The 22,860-nt window shown below is 75.8% G+C and carries 15 protein-coding genes; 8 read left to right on the top strand and 7 right to left on the bottom strand.

Annotated features, from left to right (window positions below; translation table 11 throughout):
• Positions 1-15 precede the first annotated feature (15 nt).
• Positions 16-816, bottom strand: a complete 801-nt coding sequence (locus AC0GKK_RS12985) for an SDR family NAD(P)-dependent oxidoreductase (RefSeq protein ID WP_489883940.1) — start codon at positions 814-816, stop codon at positions 16-18.
• A 53-nt stretch (positions 817-869) separates the two neighbouring features.
• On the opposite strand from AC0GKK_RS12985, the gene AC0GKK_RS12980 reads away from it, so the two are divergent.
• Positions 870-1,748, top strand: a complete 879-nt coding sequence (locus tag AC0GKK_RS12980) for a diacylglycerol/lipid kinase family protein (RefSeq protein ID WP_062404079.1) — start codon at positions 870-872, stop codon at positions 1,746-1,748.
• 12 nt (positions 1,749-1,760) lie between these two features.
• Here AC0GKK_RS12980 and AC0GKK_RS12975 read toward each other — a convergent pair whose 3' ends face one another.
• On the bottom strand, positions 1,761-2,576 hold the full coding sequence (locus AC0GKK_RS12975) for a 2-keto-4-pentenoate hydratase (RefSeq protein ID WP_405419862.1): 816 nt from the start codon (positions 2,574-2,576) through the stop codon (positions 1,761-1,763).
• 28 nt (positions 2,577-2,604) lie between these two features.
• Complete coding sequence (malQ, locus tag AC0GKK_RS12970; protein WP_251787166.1) at positions 2,605-4,605, bottom strand: 4-alpha-glucanotransferase; 2,001 nt, start codon at positions 4,603-4,605, stop codon at positions 2,605-2,607.
• Between the two features lie 253 nt (positions 4,606-4,858).
• Between malQ and AC0GKK_RS12965 the strand changes: the two genes are divergently transcribed.
• The 5 genes from AC0GKK_RS12965 (at position 4,859) to AC0GKK_RS12945 (ending at position 14,958) form a co-directional block, all read left to right on the top strand.
• A complete protein-coding gene (locus AC0GKK_RS12965) occupies positions 4,859-7,219 on the top strand; it encodes a carboxypeptidase-like regulatory domain-containing protein (RefSeq protein ID WP_489883939.1) in 2,361 nt (786 codons plus the stop codon).
• The gene (locus tag AC0GKK_RS12960) at positions 7,216-8,076 is read left to right on the top strand and encodes an alpha/beta hydrolase (RefSeq protein ID WP_405419857.1); all 861 of its coding nucleotides are present in this window, start codon (positions 7,216-7,218) and stop codon (positions 8,074-8,076) included. Before AC0GKK_RS12965 ends, AC0GKK_RS12960 begins: the two co-directional genes overlap by 4 nt.
• A gap of 74 nt (positions 8,077-8,150) precedes the next feature.
• A complete protein-coding gene (locus tag AC0GKK_RS12955) occupies positions 8,151-13,748 on the top strand; it encodes a SpoIIE family protein phosphatase (protein ID WP_489883938.1) in 5,598 nt (1,865 codons plus the stop codon).
• 215 nt (positions 13,749-13,963) lie between these two features.
• Positions 13,964-14,527 (top strand): cysteine dioxygenase, encoded by a 564-nt coding sequence (locus tag AC0GKK_RS12950; protein WP_307799706.1) that lies wholly within the window; start codon positions 13,964-13,966, stop codon positions 14,525-14,527.
• On the top strand, positions 14,524-14,958 hold the full coding sequence (locus AC0GKK_RS12945) for a rhodanese-like domain-containing protein (protein WP_226354896.1): 435 nt from the start codon (positions 14,524-14,526) through the stop codon (positions 14,956-14,958). Before AC0GKK_RS12950 ends, AC0GKK_RS12945 begins: the two co-directional genes overlap by 4 nt.
• Here AC0GKK_RS12945 and AC0GKK_RS12940 read toward each other — a convergent pair.
• Positions 14,904-15,560, bottom strand: coding sequence for a TetR/AcrR family transcriptional regulator (locus AC0GKK_RS12940; RefSeq protein ID WP_489883937.1), 657 nt, complete (start codon positions 15,558-15,560; stop codon positions 14,904-14,906). The two genes, AC0GKK_RS12945 and AC0GKK_RS12940, sit on opposite strands and share 55 nt — an antisense overlap.
• A gap of 56 nt (positions 15,561-15,616) precedes the next feature.
• Between AC0GKK_RS12940 and AC0GKK_RS12935 the strand changes: the two genes are divergently transcribed.
• The gene (locus AC0GKK_RS12935; protein ID WP_489883936.1) at positions 15,617-16,852 is read left to right on the top strand and encodes an oxygenase MpaB family protein; all 1,236 of its coding nucleotides are present in this window, start codon (positions 15,617-15,619) and stop codon (positions 16,850-16,852) included.
• 15 nt (positions 16,853-16,867) lie between these two features.
• On the opposite strand, the gene AC0GKK_RS12930 is transcribed toward AC0GKK_RS12935, so the two are convergent.
• The 3 genes from AC0GKK_RS12930 to hrpA form a co-directional block, all read right to left on the bottom strand.
• On the bottom strand, positions 16,868-18,070 hold the full coding sequence (locus AC0GKK_RS12930) for an acyl-CoA dehydrogenase family protein (RefSeq protein ID WP_489883935.1): 1,203 nt from the start codon (positions 18,068-18,070) through the stop codon (positions 16,868-16,870).
• 70 nt (positions 18,071-18,140) lie between these two features.
• Positions 18,141-18,530 (bottom strand): VOC family protein, encoded by a 390-nt coding sequence (locus AC0GKK_RS12925; protein WP_476653654.1) that lies wholly within the window; start codon positions 18,528-18,530, stop codon positions 18,141-18,143.
• A gap of 36 nt (positions 18,531-18,566) precedes the next feature.
• Entirely contained in the window at positions 18,567-22,466 is a 3,900-nt protein-coding gene (hrpA, locus tag AC0GKK_RS12920; protein WP_489884019.1) for an ATP-dependent RNA helicase HrpA, read from the bottom strand.
• Here hrpA and AC0GKK_RS12915 point away from each other — a divergent pair.
• Complete coding sequence (locus AC0GKK_RS12915) at positions 22,389-22,748, top strand: hypothetical protein (protein WP_476655000.1); 360 nt, start codon at positions 22,389-22,391, stop codon at positions 22,746-22,748. The genes hrpA and AC0GKK_RS12915 overlap by 78 nt on opposite strands.
• Positions 22,749-22,860 lie beyond the last annotated feature (112 nt).

The following is a 22,860-nucleotide window of genomic DNA, read 5'->3' as shown; positions in this document are numbered from 1 at the left end:
ACGGCGGTCCGGGCCTCAGTAGTGCACGACGCCCGGTGTTCCCCCGCCCGCGGCGACGGCGTCGCCGGTGATCGCGACCGAACGGGGCGAGCACAGGAACGTGATGACGTCGGCGACCTCCGCGGCGGTCGTGATGCGGCCGATCGTCGTCGTCGCGTCCAGCTCCGCGCGGGCCTCACCCCCGGTGATCCCGGCCGACTCCGCCCGCGCGGCGACGGCGTCGGGCGTCCGCTCGGTCTCGGTGGCACCGGGGTGCACGACCGTCACGTTGATGCCGTGCGGACCCAGCTCCTGGGCGAGCGCCGCCGTCATCGAGGCCACCGCGACGTTGCGCACCGACCCCACCAGCGACGTCGACTTCCGTGCGTTCAGGCCGCTGACGTTCACGATCCGCCCCCACCCCTGCGCCCGCATCAGCGGCGCGACCGCCCGCGCGCACCGCAGGTAGCCGAGGAGCTTCGTCTCCAGCTCGACCCGCACCGCGTCGTCGGTGATCGAGGCCAGGTCGGTCGGCGGGCCCGCGCTCGCCGGCCGCGCGGCGGCGTTCACCAGCACGTCCACCCCACCGAACCGGTCGGCGACGGCGGCGACACCCCGGCGGACCGCGTCGTCGTCGGTGGTGTCGACGGCGACGGCCAGCACCTCCGGCGCGCCCTCGGCGCGCAGTCCGGCCGCCGCGGCCTCCAGGGCGCCGGCGTTGCGCGCGAACAACGCCACCCGGGCGCCCTCGGCGGCGAGCGCCCTGGCCGTCGCCAACCCGATGCCGCGGCTCCCACCGGTGACGATCGCCCGGCGCCCGTTCAGTTGCAGATCCATGGTTCCCACCGTGCCGCAACCCTGCCGGGACCGCAGGCGTCTACGGTGTGCGCGTGGCTGAGCCGATCGACTCCGTGCTGGTGGTCTTCAACCCGGGCAGTACGGGGGACGCCGACGTGCTCGCCGAACAGCTGCGCGACGAGCTCGGCGCCGCCCGCCCCGAGCTGGCCGTGCGGCTGGTGCCCACCGAGTACGCCGGGCACGCCCGCGTCATCGCCCGCGAGGCCGCGTCCGCAGGCGGGCGCCCGCTCATCGTGTCGGCGTCCGGCGACGGCGGCTACAACGAGGTCGTCAACGGGATCATGGACGTCCCCGGCACGGACGCCTCGGCCGCCGTCCTCGCCGCCGGGAACGCCAACGACCACGACCGCGTCACCGCACGCCGTCCGCTGGCCGAGGCGATCCTCGACGGCCGCCCCGAGCCGATGGACCTGCTCGAGATGCACCGCGACGACGACCCGCCGCACTACGCGCACTCCTACATCGGGTTCGGGCTGACCCCCGTCGTCGCGCTGCAGATCGAGAAGGGCGGCAAGGGCAGCATCCGCGAGGTGATCACCACGGTGCGGGCGTTCTGGGCGTTCACCCCGTTCGAGGTGGAGTTCTCCCGCGGCGACCGGCGCCGGATCGACAACCTGGTCTTCGCCAACATCGGCGAGATGGCCAAGGTCGCCGAGCTGTCGGCCACGAGCCGTCCCGACGACGGCCGGTTCGAGGTCGTGCTGCTGGAGCACCGTCCGAAGTGGAAGCAGCTGTGGGTGGCGGCCCGGGCGGCGTTCTCTGGGCTCGGCCGCCAGCCCGCGACCTCGGACTTCCGGTTCACCGCGTGCGGGCCGATGCCGGTGCAGATCGACGGCGAGGTCGACGAGGTCGCCGGCGGCACCGCGATCCGCGTCCGCTGCGCGGCCGGGGCACTCAACGTCGTGCGCTGACCCCCGCCGTGCTCACGGGGCGAGCGTGAATTCCACCGCGCCGAGGTCGTCGCCGAAGCTCGCCCGCACCCGGGCGCCGCGGTGCACGGGCATCGGGACGGTCGTCGTCCCGGTGGTGACGACCGCGCCCGCCTCGAGCCGCAGGCCGTAGCCGGGCAGGACGTCGGCGAGCCACGCCAGCGCGGTCCACGGGTCCCCGAGGACGGCCGCGCCGGACCCGGCCGCCTGCTCCTCGTCGACCTGCAGGGTGGTCGGGGTCGCGGCGAGGTCGAGGTCGAGGGCGCCGGGGAGCTCCGGTCCCAGCACGAACCGGCCGGCGCACGCGGCGTCGGCCATCAGCGACGGCGCCCCCGCGGCGACGAAGTCGGTGAACCGCGACTCGGGCAGCTCCACCGCCCCGTGCACGGCCGCGACCGCGGCGCGGAGCTCCTCGCGGGTCGCGTCGGCACCCACCGGGGCACCCATCACGAACGCGAACTCCGCCTCGGCGACGGCCATGTGCAGGTCGTCGGAGGGCACCACGTCGCCGGGGGAGTGCCGGAACCGCTCGAACAGCGCCCCCGGCAGCGGGGCGTCCACCCCGATGTGGGCCTGCCCGGCGGGCGCGGTCGCCGCGAGCTTCCAGCCGTAGGACGGCCCGGCCCGCTCCGACAACCTGCCCTGCGCGGTGAACCCCTCGGCCAGGCTGCGCGGACGCAGCAGCTCCGGCAGCGCGGCGATCCGCTCGCCGGTGGTCCAGGCCTGCCACAACGCGCCGGCGGTGCCGTCGGCCCGCACGAGGTCGACGGCGGTCGGGTCCATGCCCGCGGAGCTGTTCTCGGCACTCATCGGGGCGGCATCCTGCCAGGGCCGCGGGTCAGCCGTCGTCGCCGGTCCGGGCGCGCAGCACCTCGGCGACGCGGCGGACCCGGTCGTCGGCGAGCGCGTCCTCCAGCGACACCGGCAGCGGGATTCGCCAGTTCGGGTACTCGTCGACGGTGCCGGGCAGGTTCGGCTGCCGCGTCTCGCCCAGTACGTCGTAGAGGGACGCCAGGACCAGCCGCGACGGCGCCGACGCCAGCAGCGCGTGCAACGCGACGACGATCGTGTCCTCGTCGGTCTCGTCCGGGGAGTCGAGCAGCCCCTCCGAGGTCAGCAACGCCAGCAGCTCGTCCCGTTCGGCTCCGGCCTTCGCCTCCTCGGTCGTCGGGTCGTCGAGGAGCCCCAGCTCGGCGCGCACCCGCACCTGCTCACCGGCCAGGAACCCGGGCGCGGTCGGCAGGTCGTGGGTGGAGATCGTCGCGACCGACCGCTCGGGCCAGCGACGCGGCGGGCGCAGCGGGCCGTCGTCCCCGCCGGTCACCGGGTCGGGGTCGCGGGAGAACCACAGCACCGTCGAGCCCAGCAGGTTCCGCTCGGCCATGTCCTCGCGGATCCGCGGGATCACCGTGCCCAGGTCCTCGCCGACGACCAGCGCGCCCGCGCGGTGGGCCTCCAGCAGCAGTACCGCGAGCATCGCGTCGGCGTCGTAGTGGACGTAGGTGCCGCGGTCGGCCGTCTGCCCCGACGGCACCCACCACAGCCGCCACAGCCCCATGACGTGGTCGATCCGCAGGCCGTCGGCGTGCGCGAGCAGTGCGCGGGTCATGTCGCCGAACGCGGCGTAACCGGTGTCGGCGAGGCGGTCCGGGCGCCACGGCGGCAGGCCCCACGTCTGGCCGCGCTGGTTGAACGCGTCCGGCGGTGCACCGACCGTCGCGCCGAGCGCGAGCACGTCCTGCAGCATCCACGCGTCGGCGCCCTCGGGGTCGCAGCCCACGGCGAGGTCGTGGATGACACCGACCGGCATCCCCGCGTCCTTCGCCGCGGCCCGGACCCCGGCCAGCTGCGCCTCGGCCTGGCGCTGCACCCAGGCGTGGAACGCGACGCGCGGCGCCAGTTCGGCACGGGCGGCGGCGACGCCGGGGGCGTCGGGACGACGCAGGTCGTCCGGCCACAGCGACCAGCGGCCGCCGAAGCGCTCGGCCAGCGCGCAGTAGGTCGCGAAGTCGCGCAGGTCGGCATCCGGGGCGCCGTCGGGGTACCCGGCGCTGCGCCACAGCGCCTCCAGCGCGGACCGCTTCGCCGCCCAGACCCGGTCGTGCGCGATCCGGTCGCCGGTCGTCTCCGGGCGCAGGGCGTCGACCTCGGCGCGGGTGGCCGCGTCGGCGGCGGCGTAGGCCGGGAGGTCGGTGACCCGCAGGCTCAGCGGGGTGGCGTAGCGGCGCGACGACGGTGTGTACGGCGACGGCTGCACCGGCGGCACCGGGGTGATCGCGTGCAGCGGGTTGAGCAGCACCGCGCCCGCGCCGTGTCCGCCGCGGATCAGCGTGGTCAGGTCGCCCAGGTCGCCGATGCCCCACGAGTCGCGCGAGTGCAGGGCGTAGAGCTGCAGCATCCAGCCCCACGTCCGGGGCGGGTCGGGCAGCCTGGGCGGCGCGACGACGACGTGGGCACGCCCGGCCGTCGTCTCGCACGCGTAGCGGCCCGGCTCCAGCCCGGCGGGGAGTTCGCCGTCGATGTCGCGGGCCCATCCCTCGTCGCCACGCGCACCGTCGACGGCGGTGAGGCGACCACGGCCCGGCACGGTGCGGGAACGGTCGCTGCGCAGTCCGATCGTCGGCGGCAGCGCCCCGGCGCCGGCGCGCTCGCGGGCCCCGGCGAGCGCCACCCGTTGCGCCTCGGGGGAGGCGACGTCGACCTCCAGCAACCCGAGGACGGTGCGGACCACCTCCGCGTCGATCGGCTGCTCGGTCCTGCTGCCGTCGAGGTACGAGGTCGCGACGCCGTACGCGTCGGCGATCTCGGCGAGCTCGGGGGTCACCGGGTCGCTGGTCATGGGTCGATCCTGGCGGATGAGCGGCGGCCCGGCCCGGCCGCCCGGGGTGATACGGGCAACCGCCGCGACCGACACGCGGGACGCCTCCGATCACCCCCGGTCAGGGGGGCCGCGGTGCTACGGTGCGTCGCCGGATGCGCCGACCGGGTCACCGTGGCCGGCCGGGCGGCGGGGCCCGGCGACGGGTACCTCCTCCCGGGCCGCACCCTGTCGTGGACGACGGTTCGCGCAGCTCCGGCAGGAGGACTTCCAGATGTCGACGTGGGCCCTGCTCGGGCTGGTTGTGGTGGTGGTGCTGGTGGCCGTCGGGATCGCCGGGTTCCTGCGGTGGGGGCGGGGCCGGGAGGACGACGTCGCGTCGTCCGAAGGGGACCGTCCGCGCACCGTCGCCGATCTCGTCGACCGCCGCGCCCGCGGCCTCGACGACGGGCCCGGCAGGCCCGCGCCCGACCCGTCCGTGCCCGCGGCGCCTCCGGCGCCTCCGGTCGACGATGCCCCGGAGCCCGTGGTCGACGAGGAGCCGGCCGCGGACCGTGAGACCGCCGGGTCCGCCGCCGCGGCGGACGACGGTCCCGACGACACCGTCGCCGCGACCACGCCCGTCGCCGCGGTCCGTCCGCAGCAGGAGCGCACGCGGCCCCCCGACGCGGAGGACACCGCCCCGGACGTCGGGCCGTCGTCGTCGGCGCCCGACATCACCGAGGCGGTCGGCACGGCCGATCCCACCGACGAGCTGCCGACGGTCCCGCGGGTGACGCCCGACGTGAGCGCGGGCCCGGTCGGCCCGCCCTGGTCGCGCGGGTTCAAGGACGGCAAACCGCTCGAGCCCGTCGAGGTGGCACCGGCCCGGCGGACCCCGGCCCCGACGCCCTTCGTGCGACGACGGCCGGTCGCGGACCCCGCTGCCCGTACCGCCGACGAGGCGACCGCGGCCACCGGCACCGGCCCGGACAGCTCGGCGCCCGACATCAGCACGCCCACCTCCGGGGCCGCGGTCGTGGGCGACGCGTCGACGACCGCGTCCGAGGCGCCCGCCGACGCGTCGACCGGCGTCACCGCGCCGACCGGCGTCACCGGGGACGTCGCGCCCGTCGGGGACACTGCCTCCTCCGGGGACACCGCCTCCGCCGGGGAGGAGGCCGACGAGTCGGTCGACGAGGCCCTGCCCGCCGCCACGACCCCGTCCCGCGCGCCCTTCGACCCGGACCTGGTCCGGCGGGTCACGGCGCTGCCGTCGGAGCGCACGTCGGTCCGCGCCCCGGCCGACCCGGACACCGAGCGGGAGTTCCGCGAGGCCCGGGACCGCATCTCGACCCCGCACACCTGGGCGGGCCGCGTCCCCGAGCAGGCCGGCGCACCCGAGACGGCCCGCGACACCCCGCCGGTGAGCCGGATCCCGTCGATCGGGCTCGCCGCCTCCGGCGCCCGTGCCACGCGCGAGAGCACCGACAGCCCCGAGCCGCCGCCGCGGCCCGCCCCGCGGGTCCTGCGGTCGGCGCGTCCCGGGAGCGGACCACGGCACCTCGCCCCGTCGCTGCGCGGGACGTCCGCGACCGACAGCGGCCCCGACGAGGACACCGCTCCTGTCGAGGGCACCGTCGTGTCCGGCGAGACCGGGGACGCCGGTTCCGAGCCGGGCTCCGGCGGCACGGTGACCACCGACCGCGCGGCCGGAGCGGTCGACGCCGTCGGCGTCCGTGGTCCGGCGGGGGATACCGACGCCTCCGTGCCGGGCACCGGCGAGCGCGAGACCCCGACCGGGGATGCGCCCGGAGCCGAGACGACCGACGACGCCACGACGGACGACGCCACGACGGACGACGCCGCGACCGCCGCCCCCGAAGCGACGGACCCGGCCCCGCCCCACCAGGCCCCGGACGAGCAGGCCCCGCGGGACCAGGCCCTGCAGGAGCAGGACCTGCAGGAGCAGGACCCGCAGGAGCAGGACCCGCAGGAGCAGGACCCGCAGGCCGATGCCCCGACCCCGGACCCCACCACCCCGGAGCGGTCCACCACCGCGCCGGAGGCCGAGGAGACACCCGTGCACGCCGGCCCGACCGCCGCCACCCGCCCCGACCGCGCCGAGGACGTCTCCCTGTCCGTGCTCAGGACCGGGCCCGTGCCGTCGGCGGTCGTGCCGGACACGGCACCACAGGACATCGAGGTCCGCGTCGTCGACGCCACCGACGCCCCGCTGCCCGGCGCCGAGGTCGCGCTGCGCGACCGCTCCGGCGGGCCGATCGGCTCCGCCACCACCGACGCCGACGGTACGGCGCACGTCACGGCGCCGGGCGCCGGGGCGTTCGTCGTCGTCGCCCGCGCCGACGGACACCTGCCCGGCGTCGCGACCTGCACCGTCGGCGACGACGACGCCGGCACCACCCTGCGCCTGGCCGCTGCCGCCGCCGTCCACGGCTCGGCGCCCGCGGGCACCGGCGTCGTGCTCTCCCAGGACGGCGAACCGGTCGCCTCGACGACCGCCGCGGCGGACGGGACCTACCGCCTGGCCGACCTCGACCCCGGCCGCTACCTGCTCGCCGCGGGCGACGGCCCGGGCGTGGAGGTCGACCTCGTCCCCGGTGGCGACGAGCGGCGGGACCTGGCGGGCTCGTGACCGGCACCACGGAGGTCCACGGCCGGCTCCCCGGCGTCGGCGGTGTCGAGCTGTTCTGGCAGGGCCGCCTCCCCGAGGGCGACCCGAGTGGCGTCCTGCTGGTCAGCCACGGCATCGGTGAGCACTCCGGCCGCTACGACGCCGTCGTCGACACGCTGGTCCCGGACGGCTGGGCCGTGTACGGCCTCGACCACCGCGGCCACGGCCGCTCCGGCGGCACCCGGGTGCACGTCCGCCGCTACGACGACCTGCTCACCGACTTCGAGACGTTCCGCCGCGAGACCATCGCCCGCCACCCCGGCGTCCCGGTGTTCCTGCTCGGGCACAGCCTCGGCGGCCAGATCGCGCTCGCCTACGCGCTGCGCCACCAGAACCGCCTCGACGGGCTCGTCCTGTCCGCGCCCGCACTGGCCTCCGACGCCGTCCCGGCCGCGCTCGTGCCGCTGCTGTCGGTCGTCGCGAAGGTCCTGCCCACGGTCCGCCCGGTCGGGATCGACACCTCCGCGATCAGCTCGGACCCGGCCGTCGTCGCCGACTACGACGCCGACCCGCTCGTGCACCACGGCCGCCCCACCCTGGCTCTCGGCGCGGAGATCTACCGGCAGATGGCCGAGCTGCCCGTCCGGGCCGCCGAGCTGCGGATCCCGCTGCTCGTGCAGCACGGGACCGCGGACCGGCTGACCGACCCGGCGGGCACCCGGCTGCTCGACGAGCGCTCCGGGTCGGCCGACACCACCGTGCTCTGGTACGACGGTTTCTGGCACGAGATCTACCACGAACCGGGCCGGGCGACCCCGCTCGCGGACCTGCGGGACTGGCTCGACCGGCACCGCGACGCGGCCGGTCAGGCGACCTGACCCGACCGATCCCCGCCTCACCGCGCCGGACCCGCCCCGGTGGTGCGATCCTGGGGCCGGTACGGCGGAACGGGGTGGCGCGCACGGTGGAGCGGTTCGACCGGCGGACGGAGGACGAGTACGTCCCCGTCCGCGACCTGCTGGCGACGATCGACTGGTCGGCGACCCCGCTCGGCGCGCGCGACACCTGGGACCGCGAGCTCGAGGACACCATCCGGTTCATGCTGGAGAGCCGCCAGCCGCTCGTCGCGTGGTGGGGGCCCGAACTCGTCCTGTTCTACAACGACGAGTTCGCCGAGCACTCCGGCCTGCGCCATCCCCGGTCCTTCGGCAAGCCCCTGGGGGAGGGCTGGCCGGAGATCACCGCGCATCTCGGGAGCCACCTCCACGAGCTGCTCTCCGGGGACCGCGAGGGCATCTACCGCAGCGACGACCGGATCGTGCTGCGGCGCTGGGACACCCCGGAGGTCACGTGGTGGACCTACTCCGCCACCCCGGTCCGCGGTCCCGACGGCGGCGTCCTCGGCCTGATCGTCTTCACGGCCGAGACCACCCCGCAGGTCGTCGGGGGCCGGCGGATGGCGCTCCTGGCCGCGCTCGGCGAGGTGGCCCGGGACGCACCGACGCTGGACATCGCCGTCGAACGGCTCACCACGGTCCTGACCGACCTGCCCGACGACGTCGGCTGCGCCGTGGTGACGACGGTCGGTGCCGACCCCGGCCCGCTGGCCACCGTCCGCATCGACGCGCCGCCCGCGGGCTGGCTCCCCGACGACCTCGACCCCGACCACGTCACCGACGTCGAGTTCCTCGCCGTCGACCCGGTCGCGGTCCACGGCGACGACGGCGTCCCGGTCACCGACGTCGTCCGGGCGACGGTGCACACCCCCGACGGGTCGGCCGGCATCGCCGTCGTCATCGGGGCGCCGCCGTTGCTCCCGCTCGACGAGGACCACCGCTCGTTCCTGCGGCTGGTCGCGGGCACCGTCGGCGGCGTGCTGACCGCCGCGCTCGCCCGCGACCGCGAGCGCGACCGGCGCGACGACGCCGGGCTGATCGAGCAGGCCCGTGCCGAGTACTACGCCGGCCTCGGCGACGAGTTCCGCGACCCGCTGACCCTCGTCCTCGGACCGCTGGAGCGGCTGCGCGACCACGACGACGCCGCCGTCCGCACCCAGGTGGAGCTCGCGCAGCGCAACGCGCAGCGGATGCTCAAGCTCGTCGACGGGCTGGTGGACGTCTCCGCCCTGCAGACCGGCAAGCACGACGGCCTGTTCGCCCCGACCGAGATCGGGAAGACCACCGCGGCGCTCGTCGACGCGTTCGCGCCCGTCGTCGAGCGGGCCGGGCTGGAGCTGGCGGTGTCCTGCCCGCCGCAGGTCCGGCCGGTCTGGGTGGACCGCGACGCCTGGGAGAAGGTCGTCCTCAACCTGCTCAGCAACGCGGTCAAGTACACCCGCCAGGGCACGATCACCGTCGACCTCGCCCAGGACGGCGAACAGGTCGTCCTGCGGGTCTCCGACACCGGCGCCGGCATCGTCGACGGCGAGCTCGACGCGGTGTTCGACCGCTTCCACCGTCCCACCCGGCGGCACGGCCGCAGCGGCGACGGCAGCGGCCTCGGCCTGCCGCTGATCCGCCAGCTGGTCCGTCTGCACGGCGGCACCATCGGGGTGACCAGCGAGCCCGGCGCGGGCAGCACCTTCACCGTGCGGCTGCCGCTGGGCTTCGCCCACCTGCCCCCCGAACGCCTCGTCCGGGCCCAGGTCGGGTCCCGCGCCGCCCCGCAGCTCGCCGCGCCCTACGTGGCGGAGGCGCTGCGCTGGCTGCCCGACGCCCCCGAGCCCGCGGGCGCCGCACCGGTCCTCGCCCGCGGCCGCTCGGTGGACGGGTCCGTCGTCGACGGGCTGGAGGTCGACCACCGCGACCGGGTGCTCGTCGTCGACGACGACCGCGAGATGCGCGGCTACCTGCGCGACCTGCTCGTCGAACGCTGGACCGTCCGGGTCGTCGCGGACGGTGCGGCCGCACTGGAGTCCGCCCGCACCGACCCGCCGGACCTGGTCGTCGTCGACGCGGCGCTGCCCGGCAACGGCGGCATCGAGCTCCTGCGGGCGCTGCGGTCGGACCCCCGCACGATCGGGGTGCCGGTCGTGCTGCTGTCGTCGCGGGCCGGGGAGGAGGCCGCCGTCGAGGGGTTCGCCGCCGGCGCCGACGACTACCTGGTCCGCCCGTTCTCCGCCCGCGAGCTGCTCGCCCGGGTCGCGAACCACCTGCAGCTCGGCCGGGTCCGCCGGGCCGCCGAGCTGCAGTTCCGGGCCATGGCCGACTCCACCCCGGCACTGATCTGGGTCGACGACCCGGGCGGGCACCGGCTGTTCGTCAACCGGGGCTGGCTGGACTTCACCGGCGTCGAGGACGCGGCGCAGGAGCTGGGCCACGACTGGCGCCGCCGCATCCACCCCGACGACCGCGAGCGCTACCGCTCGGTGACCTCCGCCGCCGCCCGCGCGCACGCGCCGTTCGAGGTCGAGTACCGGCTGCTGGACCGGGCGGGCCGCTACCGCTGGGTGCTCGACCGCGGCGCCCCCGTCCGCGACGGCGAACGCTCCGCGGGCTACGTCGGCGGCTGCCTCGACATCGACGTCCAGCACCGTGAGCAGCGCCGGCACCGCATCTACTCCGAGGTCGCCGAGTCCCTGGAACGGGAGATCACCCGCACCGGGCGCACCGACCAGCTCGTCCGCGCCGTCGTCGAGGACCGGCTCGCCGACATCGCCGTGGTCCACGACGCCGACGCGGTCACCGGCACCGGCACCCTCGCCGTCTCCGCGCAGCGCTCGGCGCTGGAGCCCTCGCTGTGGCGGCTGGCCCCGCTGGTCCCCGCCGACGACGACGGCCGCCCCGAGATCCTCGACGCCGCCCACCTCGACGAGGTCCTGAGCCGGCTCGCACCCACCCAGCGCCGGGCCTGGACCCGGCTGCGCATGACCTCGGCGATGGTCGTGCCGCTGCCCGCCCGCGGCCGCACCAGCGCCGTGCTGACCGTCGTCCGCACCGAGTCGGGCGACCCCTACACCGACGACGACCTGGACCTCCTGTCCGAGATCGGGCGCCGGGCCGGGTTGGCCGTCGACAACGCCCGCCTGCTGGAGCAGGAACGAGCCTCGGCCCAGCGCCTGGGCCTGCTGCACCGCGCCACCGCCAAGATGTCGGCCGCGGCGACCCCCGGCGAGGTCGCCGCGATTGCCGCGGACCACATCGTCGACCTGCTCGACGCCGACCACGCCGGGCTCTGGGAGATCCGCGGGGAGTGGCTGCAGGCGCTCACCGGCCACGGGTGGGACCGCGACATGTGGCAGCGCGCCGCCCGGATCCGGGTCGACGCGCCGCTGGCGTTCACCGAGGTGCTGGCCGGGCACGAGCCGATGTGGTTCACCACCGCGCACGAGTGGGCGACGCGCTACCCCGCGGCCATCGGCATCGCACCGGACCACGCCCAGACCATCGGCTACCTGCCGCTCGTCGCCGGCGGGCGCTCGCTGGGGGTCCTCGCCGTCGCCATGCTGACCGAGCGACGGCTGTCCGACGCGGACAAGGAGGCGGCCGTCGCCGTCGCCGAGCTCGCCGCACAGGCGCTGGACCGGGCGTCGATGCTGGAGGCCGAGACCGAGGCCCGGCGGCTCGCCGAACGCCTCGGCGCGGTCGCGACCGGGCTGGCCCGGGCCACCGACCTGGAGTCGGTCGCCGAGGTCGTCGTCGAGCACGGCCGGATCTCGATCGGGGCCGACGCGGTCGCGGTGCTCGTCGTCGACGAGGGCGGCGCGCTCTCGCTGCTCCGGGAGACCGGCTGGCCCGCCGACGGCCCGCCGATGCGCACCCCCGGCCGCGCGCACCCGTTGAGCCGCGCGGTCAGCAGTGGCGAGCCGATCTGGAACGCCGGCGGGCCCGCCGGCGGCGAGGTGCTGCGCTACCCGGTCCATACCGCGGTGCCGCTGATGGTCGCGGCCCGTCCGATCGGCGTCATCGGGCTGCGTTTCGAGACCGAACCGGTGTTCACCCCCGAGCAGCGCAGCTTCGTGCTGACCCTGGCCAACCAGTGCGCGCAGGCGATCGTCCGCGCCCAGCTGCACCAGGCCGAGCACGAGGTCGCGGTCACCCTGCAGCGCAGCCTGCTGCCCCAGCGCCTGCCCGACATCGAACGGCTGTCGCTGGCCACCCGCTACCGCCCCGGCACCCAGGGCACCGAGGCCGGGGGCGACTGGTTCGACGTACTGGACCTCGGCGACGACCTGGTGGCACTCGTCGTCGGCGACGTCGTCGGCCGCGGCCCGGCGGCGGCCGCGGTGATGGGCCAGCTGCGGTCCGCGGTCGCGTCGAACCTGGTCAACGGCCAGCCCCCGGCGCGGGCGCTGGAGCAGCTCGACCAGTACGCGCTGCGGGTGCGCGGCGCGATGGCCAGCACCGTGGCCATCGCGACGATCGACACCGGCACCGGCGAGATGCGCTACGCCAGCGCCGGCCACCCGCCGCCGCTGGTCGCGGGCCCGGACGGGGTGCGGACCCTGTCCGAGGGCCGCGGCGTACCGCTGGGGATCTCCGGGCGGCCCCCGTTCCCCGAGGCCGTGGACCGGATGGAGCCCGGCGAGACGATCCTGCTCTGCTCGGACGGCCTGTTCGAACGCCGCAACGAGGTCATCGACGACGGCCTGGCCCGGCTGTCCGCCGCGTTCGACGAGCTGTCCGCCGCCCAGCCCCGCGACATGGCGGACACGCTGCTGCACCGCATGTCCGAGGGGACGGTCATCCCCGACGACACGGTCGTCGTCGTCGCGCGGCTCATGCCGCCGCCGCTGCGGATCGCGATCGAGGCCGACCCGAAACGGCTCGCCCCGCTGCGTCGCGCGGTGGCCGCCTGGGCCGCGCAGTGCGGGATGGGGCCGGACGCGGTCAGCGACCTGCAGCTGACCGTCGGCGAGGCCGCCACCAACTCCATCGAGCACGCCTATCTGCCCGAGGACACCGACGGGCGCGCCGGGGTCGACCTCGACCTGGCGCTGACCGCGGACGGCTCGGTCGCGGTGCGCGTCACCGACGGCGGACGCTGGCGGCCCCCGCCGCCCGACCCGGGCTACCGCGGCCGCGGCATCGCGCTCATCCGCGAGCTCGCCGGGGACGTGCACATCGACCCCTCGGACTCCGGCACCACCGTGCGGTTCCTGCTGCCCGCGATCCCGGTCGAGGTGGGCACCCCGGGCGCGGGACCGCCGGTGGAGTTCGTCGCCGGGGAGCCCGAGCCGGATCGCGACCGGATCGACACCCCGTCCGGCGACGGCGACGACGGCACCGTCCGGGCCCGGCTGCGTGCCGTCCCGGACGCGCACGGCGTGCGGATCGGGATCGTCGGCGACCTCGACCTCGGTGGGGTCTCGGCGATCCGGGCCCCGCTGATGGAGCACGTCGACCGCGGGCTGCCGATCACCCTGAACCTGCCGGGGGAGGCGTTCGTCAGCAGCGCCGGGATGGCCCTGCTGTCGGAGGTCGCGCGCCGGATGCGGACCAACGGCGCGGCGCTCACCCTCGTCGCGCCCGCGGGCAGCCAGGCCCGCCGCTCGCTGGTGCTGTCGGGGCTCGACACCGTCATCGGCATGTCCGACGACGACGGCGCCTGACCCGCCGACCTGTCCGGACACGCACGGGGTCCTCCCGCGGGCCGGACAGCGGGTTGAAACCGTGCCCACCGCTGTGATGCCATTCCCGGCATGAGTCAGGCAGCGACCCTCGGACCCCTGTGGGGCACCCGTCGCGCCGACCACTTCGACCAGGGCTGTCGCCCGAGCTGAGTCCCCCGACCCACGCTCGCCCGATCGTCCCCTGGAGCACCACCGTGTCCGCGCCTGCCTCCGTGCCCGCGTCCCGCCCCGCCCGCCTGCGCGTCCCGCACGCACGACCCGTCACCGCGCCCACCCCGTACGGCCTCGAGGACCTGCAGGAGCTCACCCGTGAGATCGCCGCCGAGGTGCGCTCCGGGCGGCACGAGGTCGTCGTCGACCCGGAGCGCCGCTGGTACCGGCTGCTGCGCAGCGACGGCTTCGTCGACGTCTGGCTGATCAGCTGGGCCACCGAGCAGATCGCGGAGCTGCACGACCACGCGGGCTCCCTCGGCGCCCTCACCGTGGTGTCCGGCTCGCTGACCGAGCGCCGCTGGAGCGGACCGTCCGGGCTGCGCACCCGGACCCTGCGTCACGGCCGCGGCGCCGGCTTCCCGCTGGGCCACGTGCACGACGTCGCCAACACCGCCGACGCCCCCGCGGTGAGCGTGCACGCCTACTCCCCGCCGCTGTCGGCGATGTCCTACTACGACGTCGAGGACGTCGCGGGCACCACCGGCCACCAGCGGCTGCGCCGCACCCGCACCGAGCTCGTCGAACCCGGCCGGGGTGTCGGATGAGCCGCACCGTCGCCGACCTGCTCGCCGCCGCCCGCGCCCGGCTCGACCGGCCGGACCCGCGGCGTGCCGCGGAGCTCGCCGCGGCCGGGGCGCACCTGGTCGACACCCGGCCGGGGTGGCAGCGTCGTGAGGAGGGGCAGATCCCGGGCGCGCTGGTGATCGAGCGCAACCACCTGGAGTGGCGCCTCGACCCGACCTCCGACGCTCGCGTCCCCGAGGCCGTCGACCACGACGTCGCCTGGGTGCTGTTCTGCTCGGAGGGCTACAGCTCCAGCCTGGCCGCCGCGTCGCTGCAGGACATCGGGCTGCACCGGGCCACCGACGTCGACGGCGGCTTCCGCGCCTGGGCCGCGGCCGGGCTCCCGGTCGAGGCCGGTCAGGACGGCCCGTCCGACGCCACCCGTCCGCCGGACAGGCGCGCGTCGAGGTAGCCCGCGACCAGCGCGGTCAGCTCGTCGACGACGACCGCCCGCGCGAACCCGGGCCGCTCCAGCACGAACCCGGTGGTGAGGTGCTCGACGGTCCGCACGACCGTCCACGCCGCGGCCCGCGCCGCGTCGGTGTGCCCGGCGCCGCGGGTGAGCAGCACCGTGGTGACCAGGTCGTCGATCCGGCCGGCGAACGCGGCCCGGCGCCCGCCGGGGGAGCGCGGCAGCTGCTCGACGATCACCCGTAGCAGGTCCGGCTCCTCGCCGAACGTGTCGAGCAGGGCCTCGAGGGTCGCGCGTACCGCCGGCGCGGTGCCCGCCCCCGGCCCGGCCGCGGCGATCGAGTCGAGGAACGCGCGCGAGACGCGAGCCTCCATCGCGTCGAGGTAGCGATCCAGCACCTCGGTCAGCACCGCGTCCTTGTCCGGGAAGTACTGGTAGAGCGACCCGGGCGACACCCCGGCTGCGGCCGCGATCCGGTTCGTCGACGCGCCGTCGTACCCGCGGGTGACCAGCACGTCCCGGCCCGCCGCGACGATCCGCTCCACCATCGCCCGGGACCGCTCCTGGCGCGGCTCGCGCCGCCGGGCCCCGCGCCCGCTCACCGGGCGCCCCGGAACGCGCGTTGAAGGCGAGCATTCGCTCGTGTCAGCATCGGTCCATGCTGGCAGAGCCGCCCGTCGCCCCGCGACGCTTCCGCAGTGCGCCCGAGCGTGCGGCGCGGATCGCCCGTCCGCTCGGCCTGGTCGCCGGGGTCCGCGACCCCGACCCCGCACTGCTCGCCGAGATCGGCCGCCGGATGCTCACCCGCGACGAGACCGGCGCCGCGCTGGCCCGCGCGATGGGACGCGACCGCGACGACGCGGGCCGCGCCGGGAGCGGCCGTGTGACCATGCGGGCGTTGCACACCGCGCTGGCCGCGGGCGCCGCGCCGGCCGACGCCCCGCCCGCGCTGCGGGACTTCCTCGCCGCGGTCACCCCGGACCCGGACTGGCTCGACCGGGACCTGCTCGAACGCGGCGCCCGCGCCTACCGCAGGCTCGGCCGCAGCCGCGACGACGTGCTGCTGGGACTCTCGCTGATCGGCGGCTACCGCTACGGCGGCCCCACCGAGCTGCTCGTCCGCACCGGTGGGCTCACCGGCGCCGGCGCGATGCGCCGCCTCGGTGAGACCCAGGCGTGGGCGTTCGCCGTCAGCCGTCCCGGCGGGATGGTGCCCGGTGGTGCGGGCTGGGCGGCGACGCTGCACGTGCGCGCCATGCACGCCCTCGTCGCGGAGCGGTTCGAGCGGGGCGACCGCTACGACGTCGCCGGCCACGGGCTGCCGATCAACCAGGCCGACGCCGCGGCCACGCTCGGGCTGTTCAACAGCACCGCGATCCTCGGCTGCCGCCTGCTCGGACGGCACGTCCCGCGCGCCGACGGCGACGCGATCATGCACCTGTGGCGCTACGTCGGGTGGCTGATGGGCGTCGACGACGACTGGCTGTTCGACACCGAGCGCGCCCAGAACGCGTTCAACCACCACATCGTGCTGGCCCAGGGCGACGTCACCCCGGCAGGCCCGCTGCTCGCGGGCGCGCTCGTCGAGGGGCTGCGCAGCGAGCGGACCGGTGGCCCCGCCGACCGGTTCCGCGGCGCCTGGGAGCGACGACGGCTGCTGTCGCTGCTGCGGGTGTTTCTGCGCGCCGAGGGCCTGCGCGATCTGGACCTGCCGGTGACCGCGGCGTGGATGTGGCCGTCGCAGGTGCTGCGCAACCTGGTCGAGTCGCTGCTCGTCGCGCGGACCGCACGGGGGCGGCGGTGGCTGGAGCGCCGCTCGGACCGCCGCGTCGAGGCCGACCTGGCCCGTCGCTTCGGCCGCGAGACGCCCGGCCCCCGCGACCTGGCCGCCTGACCGCGCCCGCCGGGATCAGGTGAACGCGCTGATCCCGGTCACGTCCCGGCCCACGATGAGGGTCTGGATCGTCTCGGTGCCCTCGAAGGTGTGGATCGCCTCGATGTCGGCCCAGTGCCGCACGACGTGGTGCTCCAGCAGGATCCCGTTGCCGCCGAGCAGGTCGCGCGCCTCGGAGAGGATCTTGCGGGCGGTCCGGGTGTTGTGCATCTTCGCCAGCCCCGCGACGGTCGGCGACAGTTTGCCCACCTCGGCGAGCCGGGCGGACTGCATGCAGTAGAGCTGCATGCCGGTCAGGTCGGCGAGCATCGCGACGAGCCGCTGCTGCACGATCTGGAAGCTCGCCAGCGGCTTGCCGAACTGCTCGCGCTCCAGCGCGTAGCGCAGGGCGGCGTCGTAGCCGGCGGTCGCGTGGCCCAGCGCCATCCAGGCGCAGGTGCCCCGGGTGGTGGCCAGCACCGCGGCGCAGTCGGCGAAGGTCCGCGCCTGCGCCAGCCGGTTCTCCTCCGGTACCCGGACCCCGTCCAGCTCGATGTCGGCCTGCCAGAGCGCCCGCAGCGACACCTTGCCCGGGATGACGGTGGCCTCGTAGCCCTCCGCCGGGGTCTCGACGACGAACCCGAGCACCTCGCCGGAGTCGGTGTCGCGCGCCCACACGACCACCAGGTCCGCGACGCTGCCGTTGCCGATCCAGCGCTTCGACCCGCGCAGCACCCAGTGGTCGCCGTCGCGGGTCGCGGTGGTCTCCAGCGCGACCGAGTCCGAACCGTGCATCGGCTCGGTCAGCGCGAACGCGCCCAACTTGTCCATGGTGGACATCGACGGCAGCCAGCGTTGCCGCTGCTCCTCCGAGCCGCACATCGCGATCGCCTTCATCGCCAGGCCCGCGTGCACCCCGAGGAACGTGCCGAGCGAGCCGTCGCCGCGGTGCAGTTCCATGTGCGCGAGGCCGAGCGCGAGCGGGCTCATCCCGGCCGCCCCGTAGCCCTGGATGTCCTCGCCGACGATCCCGAGCTCGGGCAGGCGCCGGAACAGGTGCCAGGGCAGCTCCGCGCGCTCCCAGTAGTCGTTGATGCCGGGGAGGACCTCGGTGTCGACGAACGTGCGGGTGTCGGCGAAGCGCTGCCACTGCTCGTCGGTGAACTGGTCGCGCACCGAGAAGAAGTCGGTGCCCAGAGCCTCGCCCAGCTCGGTGTACGGAGTGGTCGGTGCGGTCATGATCGCGGGCCCCTCGCCGTCGACGGAGACCTGATCCTCACAGAATCACCGGGGTTCCGCCGGGCGGAACTCAGGCCCGCACCAGGCAGAACGGGTGCCCGATCGGGTCGAGGAACACCCGGAAGCTCTCCGGTGCGGGCTGGGTCTCGTGCTTGACGGCGCCGAGCGCCAGCACCGCGGCCTCCCCGGCGTCGAGGTCGGGCACGTCGAAGTCGACGTGCCCGCGCTGCGGGCGCACCTGCCCCGGCCACTCCGGCGGGGTGAACTCCCCCTCGGAGATCTGCTGGAACGCCAGGGTGGCGCCCGCCCCGCCCGCGTCCAGCTCGACCCAGTCGGGGTCGGTGTCGGTGGGGCCGACGACCGGCCAGCCGGTGATCGCGGAGTAGAACCGGGCGAGCTCCAGCGGGTCCGGGCAGTCGAGCGCGAACAGTGCGAACCTGGCAACGGGTGCATCGGTCATGGGGGCAGTGTGCCTGCGACCCCCGACAGTCACGCCTCAGAGCGCGTCGATCGCCCGCTCGATCCGCTGCACCGACACCGGATGGCGGGTCTTCATCGGGTGCGCGTACAGCGAGATGCGCAGCTCCTCGACCATCCACCCGATCTCGCGCAGCGCGGCCGACGGCGGCGTGTGCTCGGGCAGGGCGGCCAGCAGCCCGCGGTACTCCGCCTCGACCGGTGCGATCTCGGCGGTCCACCGGGCGTCGCGGGCGGGGTCGGCGCGCAGCTTCTCCAGCCGCAGCTCGCAGCCCTGCAGGTAGCGCTTCACGTCGCCGAGCCGGGTCGCCCCGGCGGCGGTGACGAAGCCCGGCGCGGTCAGCCGGCCCACGACCGCCGTCACGTCGGCGACGCCGTCGCGGGTGGCGGGGCCGCGCAGGTCCGCCAGCGCCGCACCGACCCGGTGCCAGACCTCCAGCACGCCGCGTACGGCGTCGAGGACCTGCAACGTCGTCGACGGCAGCCGCATCCGCAGCAGCTCAGCGAGCCGGGCGTACTGCGCCTCGTCGAACGGGTCGCCGCCGCCCCGGGTCATCAGGTGGTCGGCCGCGGCGGTGGTGCAGTCGTCGAGCAGGGCGTCGAGCGAGCCGTGCGGGTTGCGCGACAGGGCCAGCCGCGCCCGGTTGTCCAGGCCTCGCTGCACCTGCTTCCCCGGGTGGGTGGTGTTGAGGAGCAGGAGCCGCCGGGCGCCGCGGTGGTGGGCGGGGTCGCGCTCGGGCGCCGTCGCGTACACCCGGACGTCGGCGCTCGTGCCGCGGTCGCGCAGGCCCGGGTAGCCGGTGACCGTGTGCGCGCCACGCCGGATCGGCAGCTCCCGGGGGAGGTCGCCGATCGTCCACGACGTCAGCCCGGTCGCCTCGACGTCGCTGCCCGCGGCGGCCAGCTCCTCGCGGACCTTCGGGGCGAGGGCGCGGCGCAGCCGGTCCAGGTCGGTGTCGCGGGCCAGCTCGGCGCCGGACTCGTCGAGCACCCGGAAGGTCACCGTCAGGTGCTCGGGCAGCCGCTCCAGCTCCCAGTCCTCACGCCGGATGTGCACGTCGCGCATCCGGCCGAGCTCGTCCTCCAGGACGTCCAGCAGCGGACGCCGGCCGGTCTCGCCGCGCAGCCGGGCCAGCACCGCCTTCGCGTGGTCCGGGGCGGGGGAGAAGTTGCGCCGCAGGTTCCGCGGCAGCGTCCGGATCAGGGCGGTGACGAGCTCCTCGCGCAGCCCGGGCACCTGCCAGGTGAACGGCGTCGGGTCGACCTGGTTCAGTGCCGCCACCGGTACGTCGACGGTCACGCCGTCCTCGTGATGGCCGGGCTCGAACGCGTAGGACAGCGGCAGGGTCAGACCGCCCGCCTCGACGTGGTCGGGGTAGTGGGCGCGGTCGACCTGCTTCGCGGCCTCGGTCGCGAGCATCTCCTCGGTGTAGGTCAGCCGGTCCGGGGCCCGCCTCGACTCCTTCTTCCACCACCGGTCGAAGTGCGCACCGGAGACGACGTCGGCGGGGACCCGCTCGTCGTAGAAGGCGAACAGGGTGTCCTCGTCGACGACCAGATCGCGACGCCGCGCCCGGTGCTCGAGCTCCTCGACGCTGTCGAGCAGCTCCCGGTTGGCGTGGAAGAACGGGTGCCGGGTCTCCCAGTCGCCCTCGACGAGGGCGTGCCGCAGGAACAGGTCGCGGCTCACCTCGGCGTCGATCCGGCCGTAGGCGACGCTGCGGTCGGCCACCAGCGGCAGCCCGTGCAGCGTGACCCGTTCGGTCGCGACGGCGGACGCGCGCGTGCGTGACCAGCGCGGTTCCGAATACGTCTTCTTGACGAGATGTCCGGCGAGGGGCTCGATCCAGTCCGGCTGGACCGGTGCGACGGTCCGCGCCCACAATCTCGTCGTCTCGACGAGTTCGGCGGCCATCACCCAGCGCGGGGGCTTGCGCGCCAGTCCCGAGCCGGGCCAGATCGCGAACTTCGCGCCGCGGGCGCCGAGGTAGTCCTTCGGGCCCTTCCGCTCCTTCTTCCCGTCTCCACCGTCCCCTCTGCGCTTCCCCGTGGCCTTCTCGGAGAGAGGGTCCTGCATACCGACCTGCGACAGCAGCCCGGCCAGGACGGACTGGTGGATCCGGTCGGCGTGCCGCGGCCACTCGGGGTCGTGGTCGTTCAGATCCATGCCGGAGCTGCGGGCGGCCTGGCGGAGCTGGCCGTGCAGGTCCCACCACTCGCGCACACGCAGGTAGTGCAGGAAGTCCTCACGCAGCTCGCGGCGGAACCGGCTGCCCGACAGCTCGTCGCGGCGGGCGTTCAGGTGGTCCCACAGCCGCAGGTAGGCCAGGAAGTCCGAGCCGTCCTCACCGAAGCGGCGGTGTCTGTCGTCGGCGGCCTGGCGCTGCTCGGTGGGCCGCTCGCGCGGGTCCTGCACGCTCAGCGCGGCGGCGATGACCAGCACCTCGCGCAGGCAGCCGTTGCGGTGCGCCTCCACGAGCATCCGGCCCAGCCGCGGGTCCACCGGCAGCCGCGCCAGCGACTGTCCGACCGCGGTCAGCGAGCGCCGGTCCGGGCGCAGCGCGCCGAGCTCGTGCAGCAGGTCCAGGCCGTCGGCGACGGCACGCCGGTCCGGCGGCTCGACGAACGGGAACTCCGAGATCTCGCCCAGGTCCAGCGCGATCATCTGCAGGACGACCGACGCCAGGTTGGTCCGCAGGATCTCCGGGTCGGTGAACTCGGGGCGGGCGTCGAAGTCGTCCTCGGCGTACAGCCGGATCGCGATGCCGTCGGAGGTGCGGCCGCAGCGCCCGGACCGCTGGTTCGCCGAGGCCTGGGAGATCTTCTCGATCGGCAGCCGCTGCACCTTGAGCCGGCGCGAGTAGCGCGAGATGCGCGCGGTGCCGGTGTCCACGACGTAGCGGACGCCGGGCACGGTCAGCGAGGTCTCGGCGACGTTGGTGGCCAGCACCACCCGGTTGCCCGCGTGCGGCGCCCAGACACGCTGCTGCTCGGCCGTCGACAGCCGGGCGTAGAGCGGCAGGATCTCGGTGTTCCGCAGGTTGCGCCGCTCCAGGGCCTCGGTGGCCTCGCGGATCTCGCGCTCGCCGGGCAGGAACACCAGCACGTCGCCCGGGCCCTCGCGCTGGAGCTCGACGACGGCGTCGCCGATCGCGTCGTCCAGCTGCCGGTCGGGATCGGCGTCGGGGTCGTCCGGGTCGACGACGGGGCGGTAGCGCACCTCGACCGGGAACGTGCGCCCCGAGACCTCGACGATCGGGGCCGGGGTCGGGTCACCGCCGTCGGTGGCCGCGCCGAAGTGCCGGGCGAAGCGCTCCGGGTCGATCGTCGCCGAGGTGATGACGACCTTGAGGTCCGGACGGCGGGGGAGCAGCCGGGTCAGGTACCCGAGGATGAAGTCGATGTTGAGGCTGCGCTCGTGCGCCTCGTCGATGATCAGCGTGTCGTAGGCCAACAGGTCCTTGTCGCCGGCCAGCTCGGCCAGCAGGATGCCGTCGGTCATCAGCTTGACCATGGTCGAGTCGCCGACGGCGTCGGTGAACCGGACCTTCCAGCCGACCGCCCCGCCGAGCTCGACGCCCAGTTCCTCGGCGATCCGGGTGGCGACGGTGCGCGCGGCGAGCCGCCGCGGCTGGGTGTGCCCGATCATCCCGTGCACACCGCGGCCCAGTTCGAGGCAGATCTTCGGCAGCTGCGTCGTCTTCCCGGATCCGGTCTCCCCGGCGACGATCACGACCTGGTTGTCGCGGATCGCGTCGGCGATCTCCTCGCGGCGTGCGGAGACCGGCAGCGTCGCGGGGTAGGAGATCCGCGGCAGCGCGGCGCGGCGCCGTTCCACGCGGTGCTCGGCCTTCGCGACGGCGTCGGCGACCCGCTGCTGGGCACGCCCGTCGCGGGCCCGGTCCAGCCGGCCGCGCAGCCGCTCGGCCTCGGCCGGTCCGAGCGCGTCGAGGCGCTCCCGCAGGGCGGTGAGCTCGGCGTCGTCGAGCGGGGGGAGCGGCTCGGCGGAGTCGCGGCCGTCGCGGTCGGGGCCGCGACGGCCGGGCTGGTCGGGGCCGGGCGCCGTGACGGCAGCGCGCCGACCCCGAGGCCCGCGGCGGCGCTGCGTCGATGCACGGCGGCGCTGCTGATCGCGGGCCGGGACGCCGCGCGCGGCGCCCTCCGTCCCGGGGGCGGCCTGCGCTGCGGCGAGGTCCGATGAGGTGTTCTCGTGTGGAGGTGTGTCCTGCGGGGTGCCGGAGCTCCCGCCGCGCGCCTGGTGGTCGCCCCGTGCGCCGGGACGGCGGCGGGGTCGGCGCGGACGGTCGTGCGAC

The organism is Pseudonocardia sp. P-1 (assembly GCF_058111925.1).
The sequence above is the reverse complement of the archived record's forward strand: the minus strand, read 5'-3'. Positions and strand labels throughout refer to the sequence as shown.

Excerpts from the sequence above, each read along its gene's own strand:
- AC0GKK_RS12945 (WP_226354896.1), top strand. The coding sequence starts at position 14,524 with ATGAGCCGCACCGTCGCCGACCTGCTCGCCGCCGCCCGCGCCCGGCTC.
- AC0GKK_RS12985 (WP_489883940.1), bottom strand. The coding sequence starts at position 816 with ATGGATCTGCAACTGAACGGGCGCCGGGCGATCGTCACCGGTGGGAGC.
- malQ (WP_251787166.1), bottom strand. The coding sequence starts at position 4,605 with ATGACCAGCGACCCGGTGACCCCCGAGCTCGCCGAGATCGCCGACGCG.
- AC0GKK_RS12935 (WP_489883936.1), top strand. The coding sequence starts at position 15,617 with ATGCTGGCAGAGCCGCCCGTCGCCCCGCGACGCTTCCGCAGTGCGCCC.
- AC0GKK_RS12965 (WP_489883939.1), top strand. The coding sequence starts at position 4,859 with ATGTCGACGTGGGCCCTGCTCGGGCTGGTTGTGGTGGTGGTGCTGGTG.
- AC0GKK_RS12925 (WP_476653654.1), bottom strand. The coding sequence starts at position 18,530 with ATGACCGATGCACCCGTTGCCAGGTTCGCACTGTTCGCGCTCGACTGC.
- AC0GKK_RS12975 (WP_405419862.1), bottom strand. The coding sequence starts at position 2,576 with ATGAGTGCCGAGAACAGCTCCGCGGGCATGGACCCGACCGCCGTCGAC.
- AC0GKK_RS12930 (WP_489883935.1), bottom strand. The coding sequence starts at position 18,070 with ATGACCGCACCGACCACTCCGTACACCGAGCTGGGCGAGGCTCTGGGC.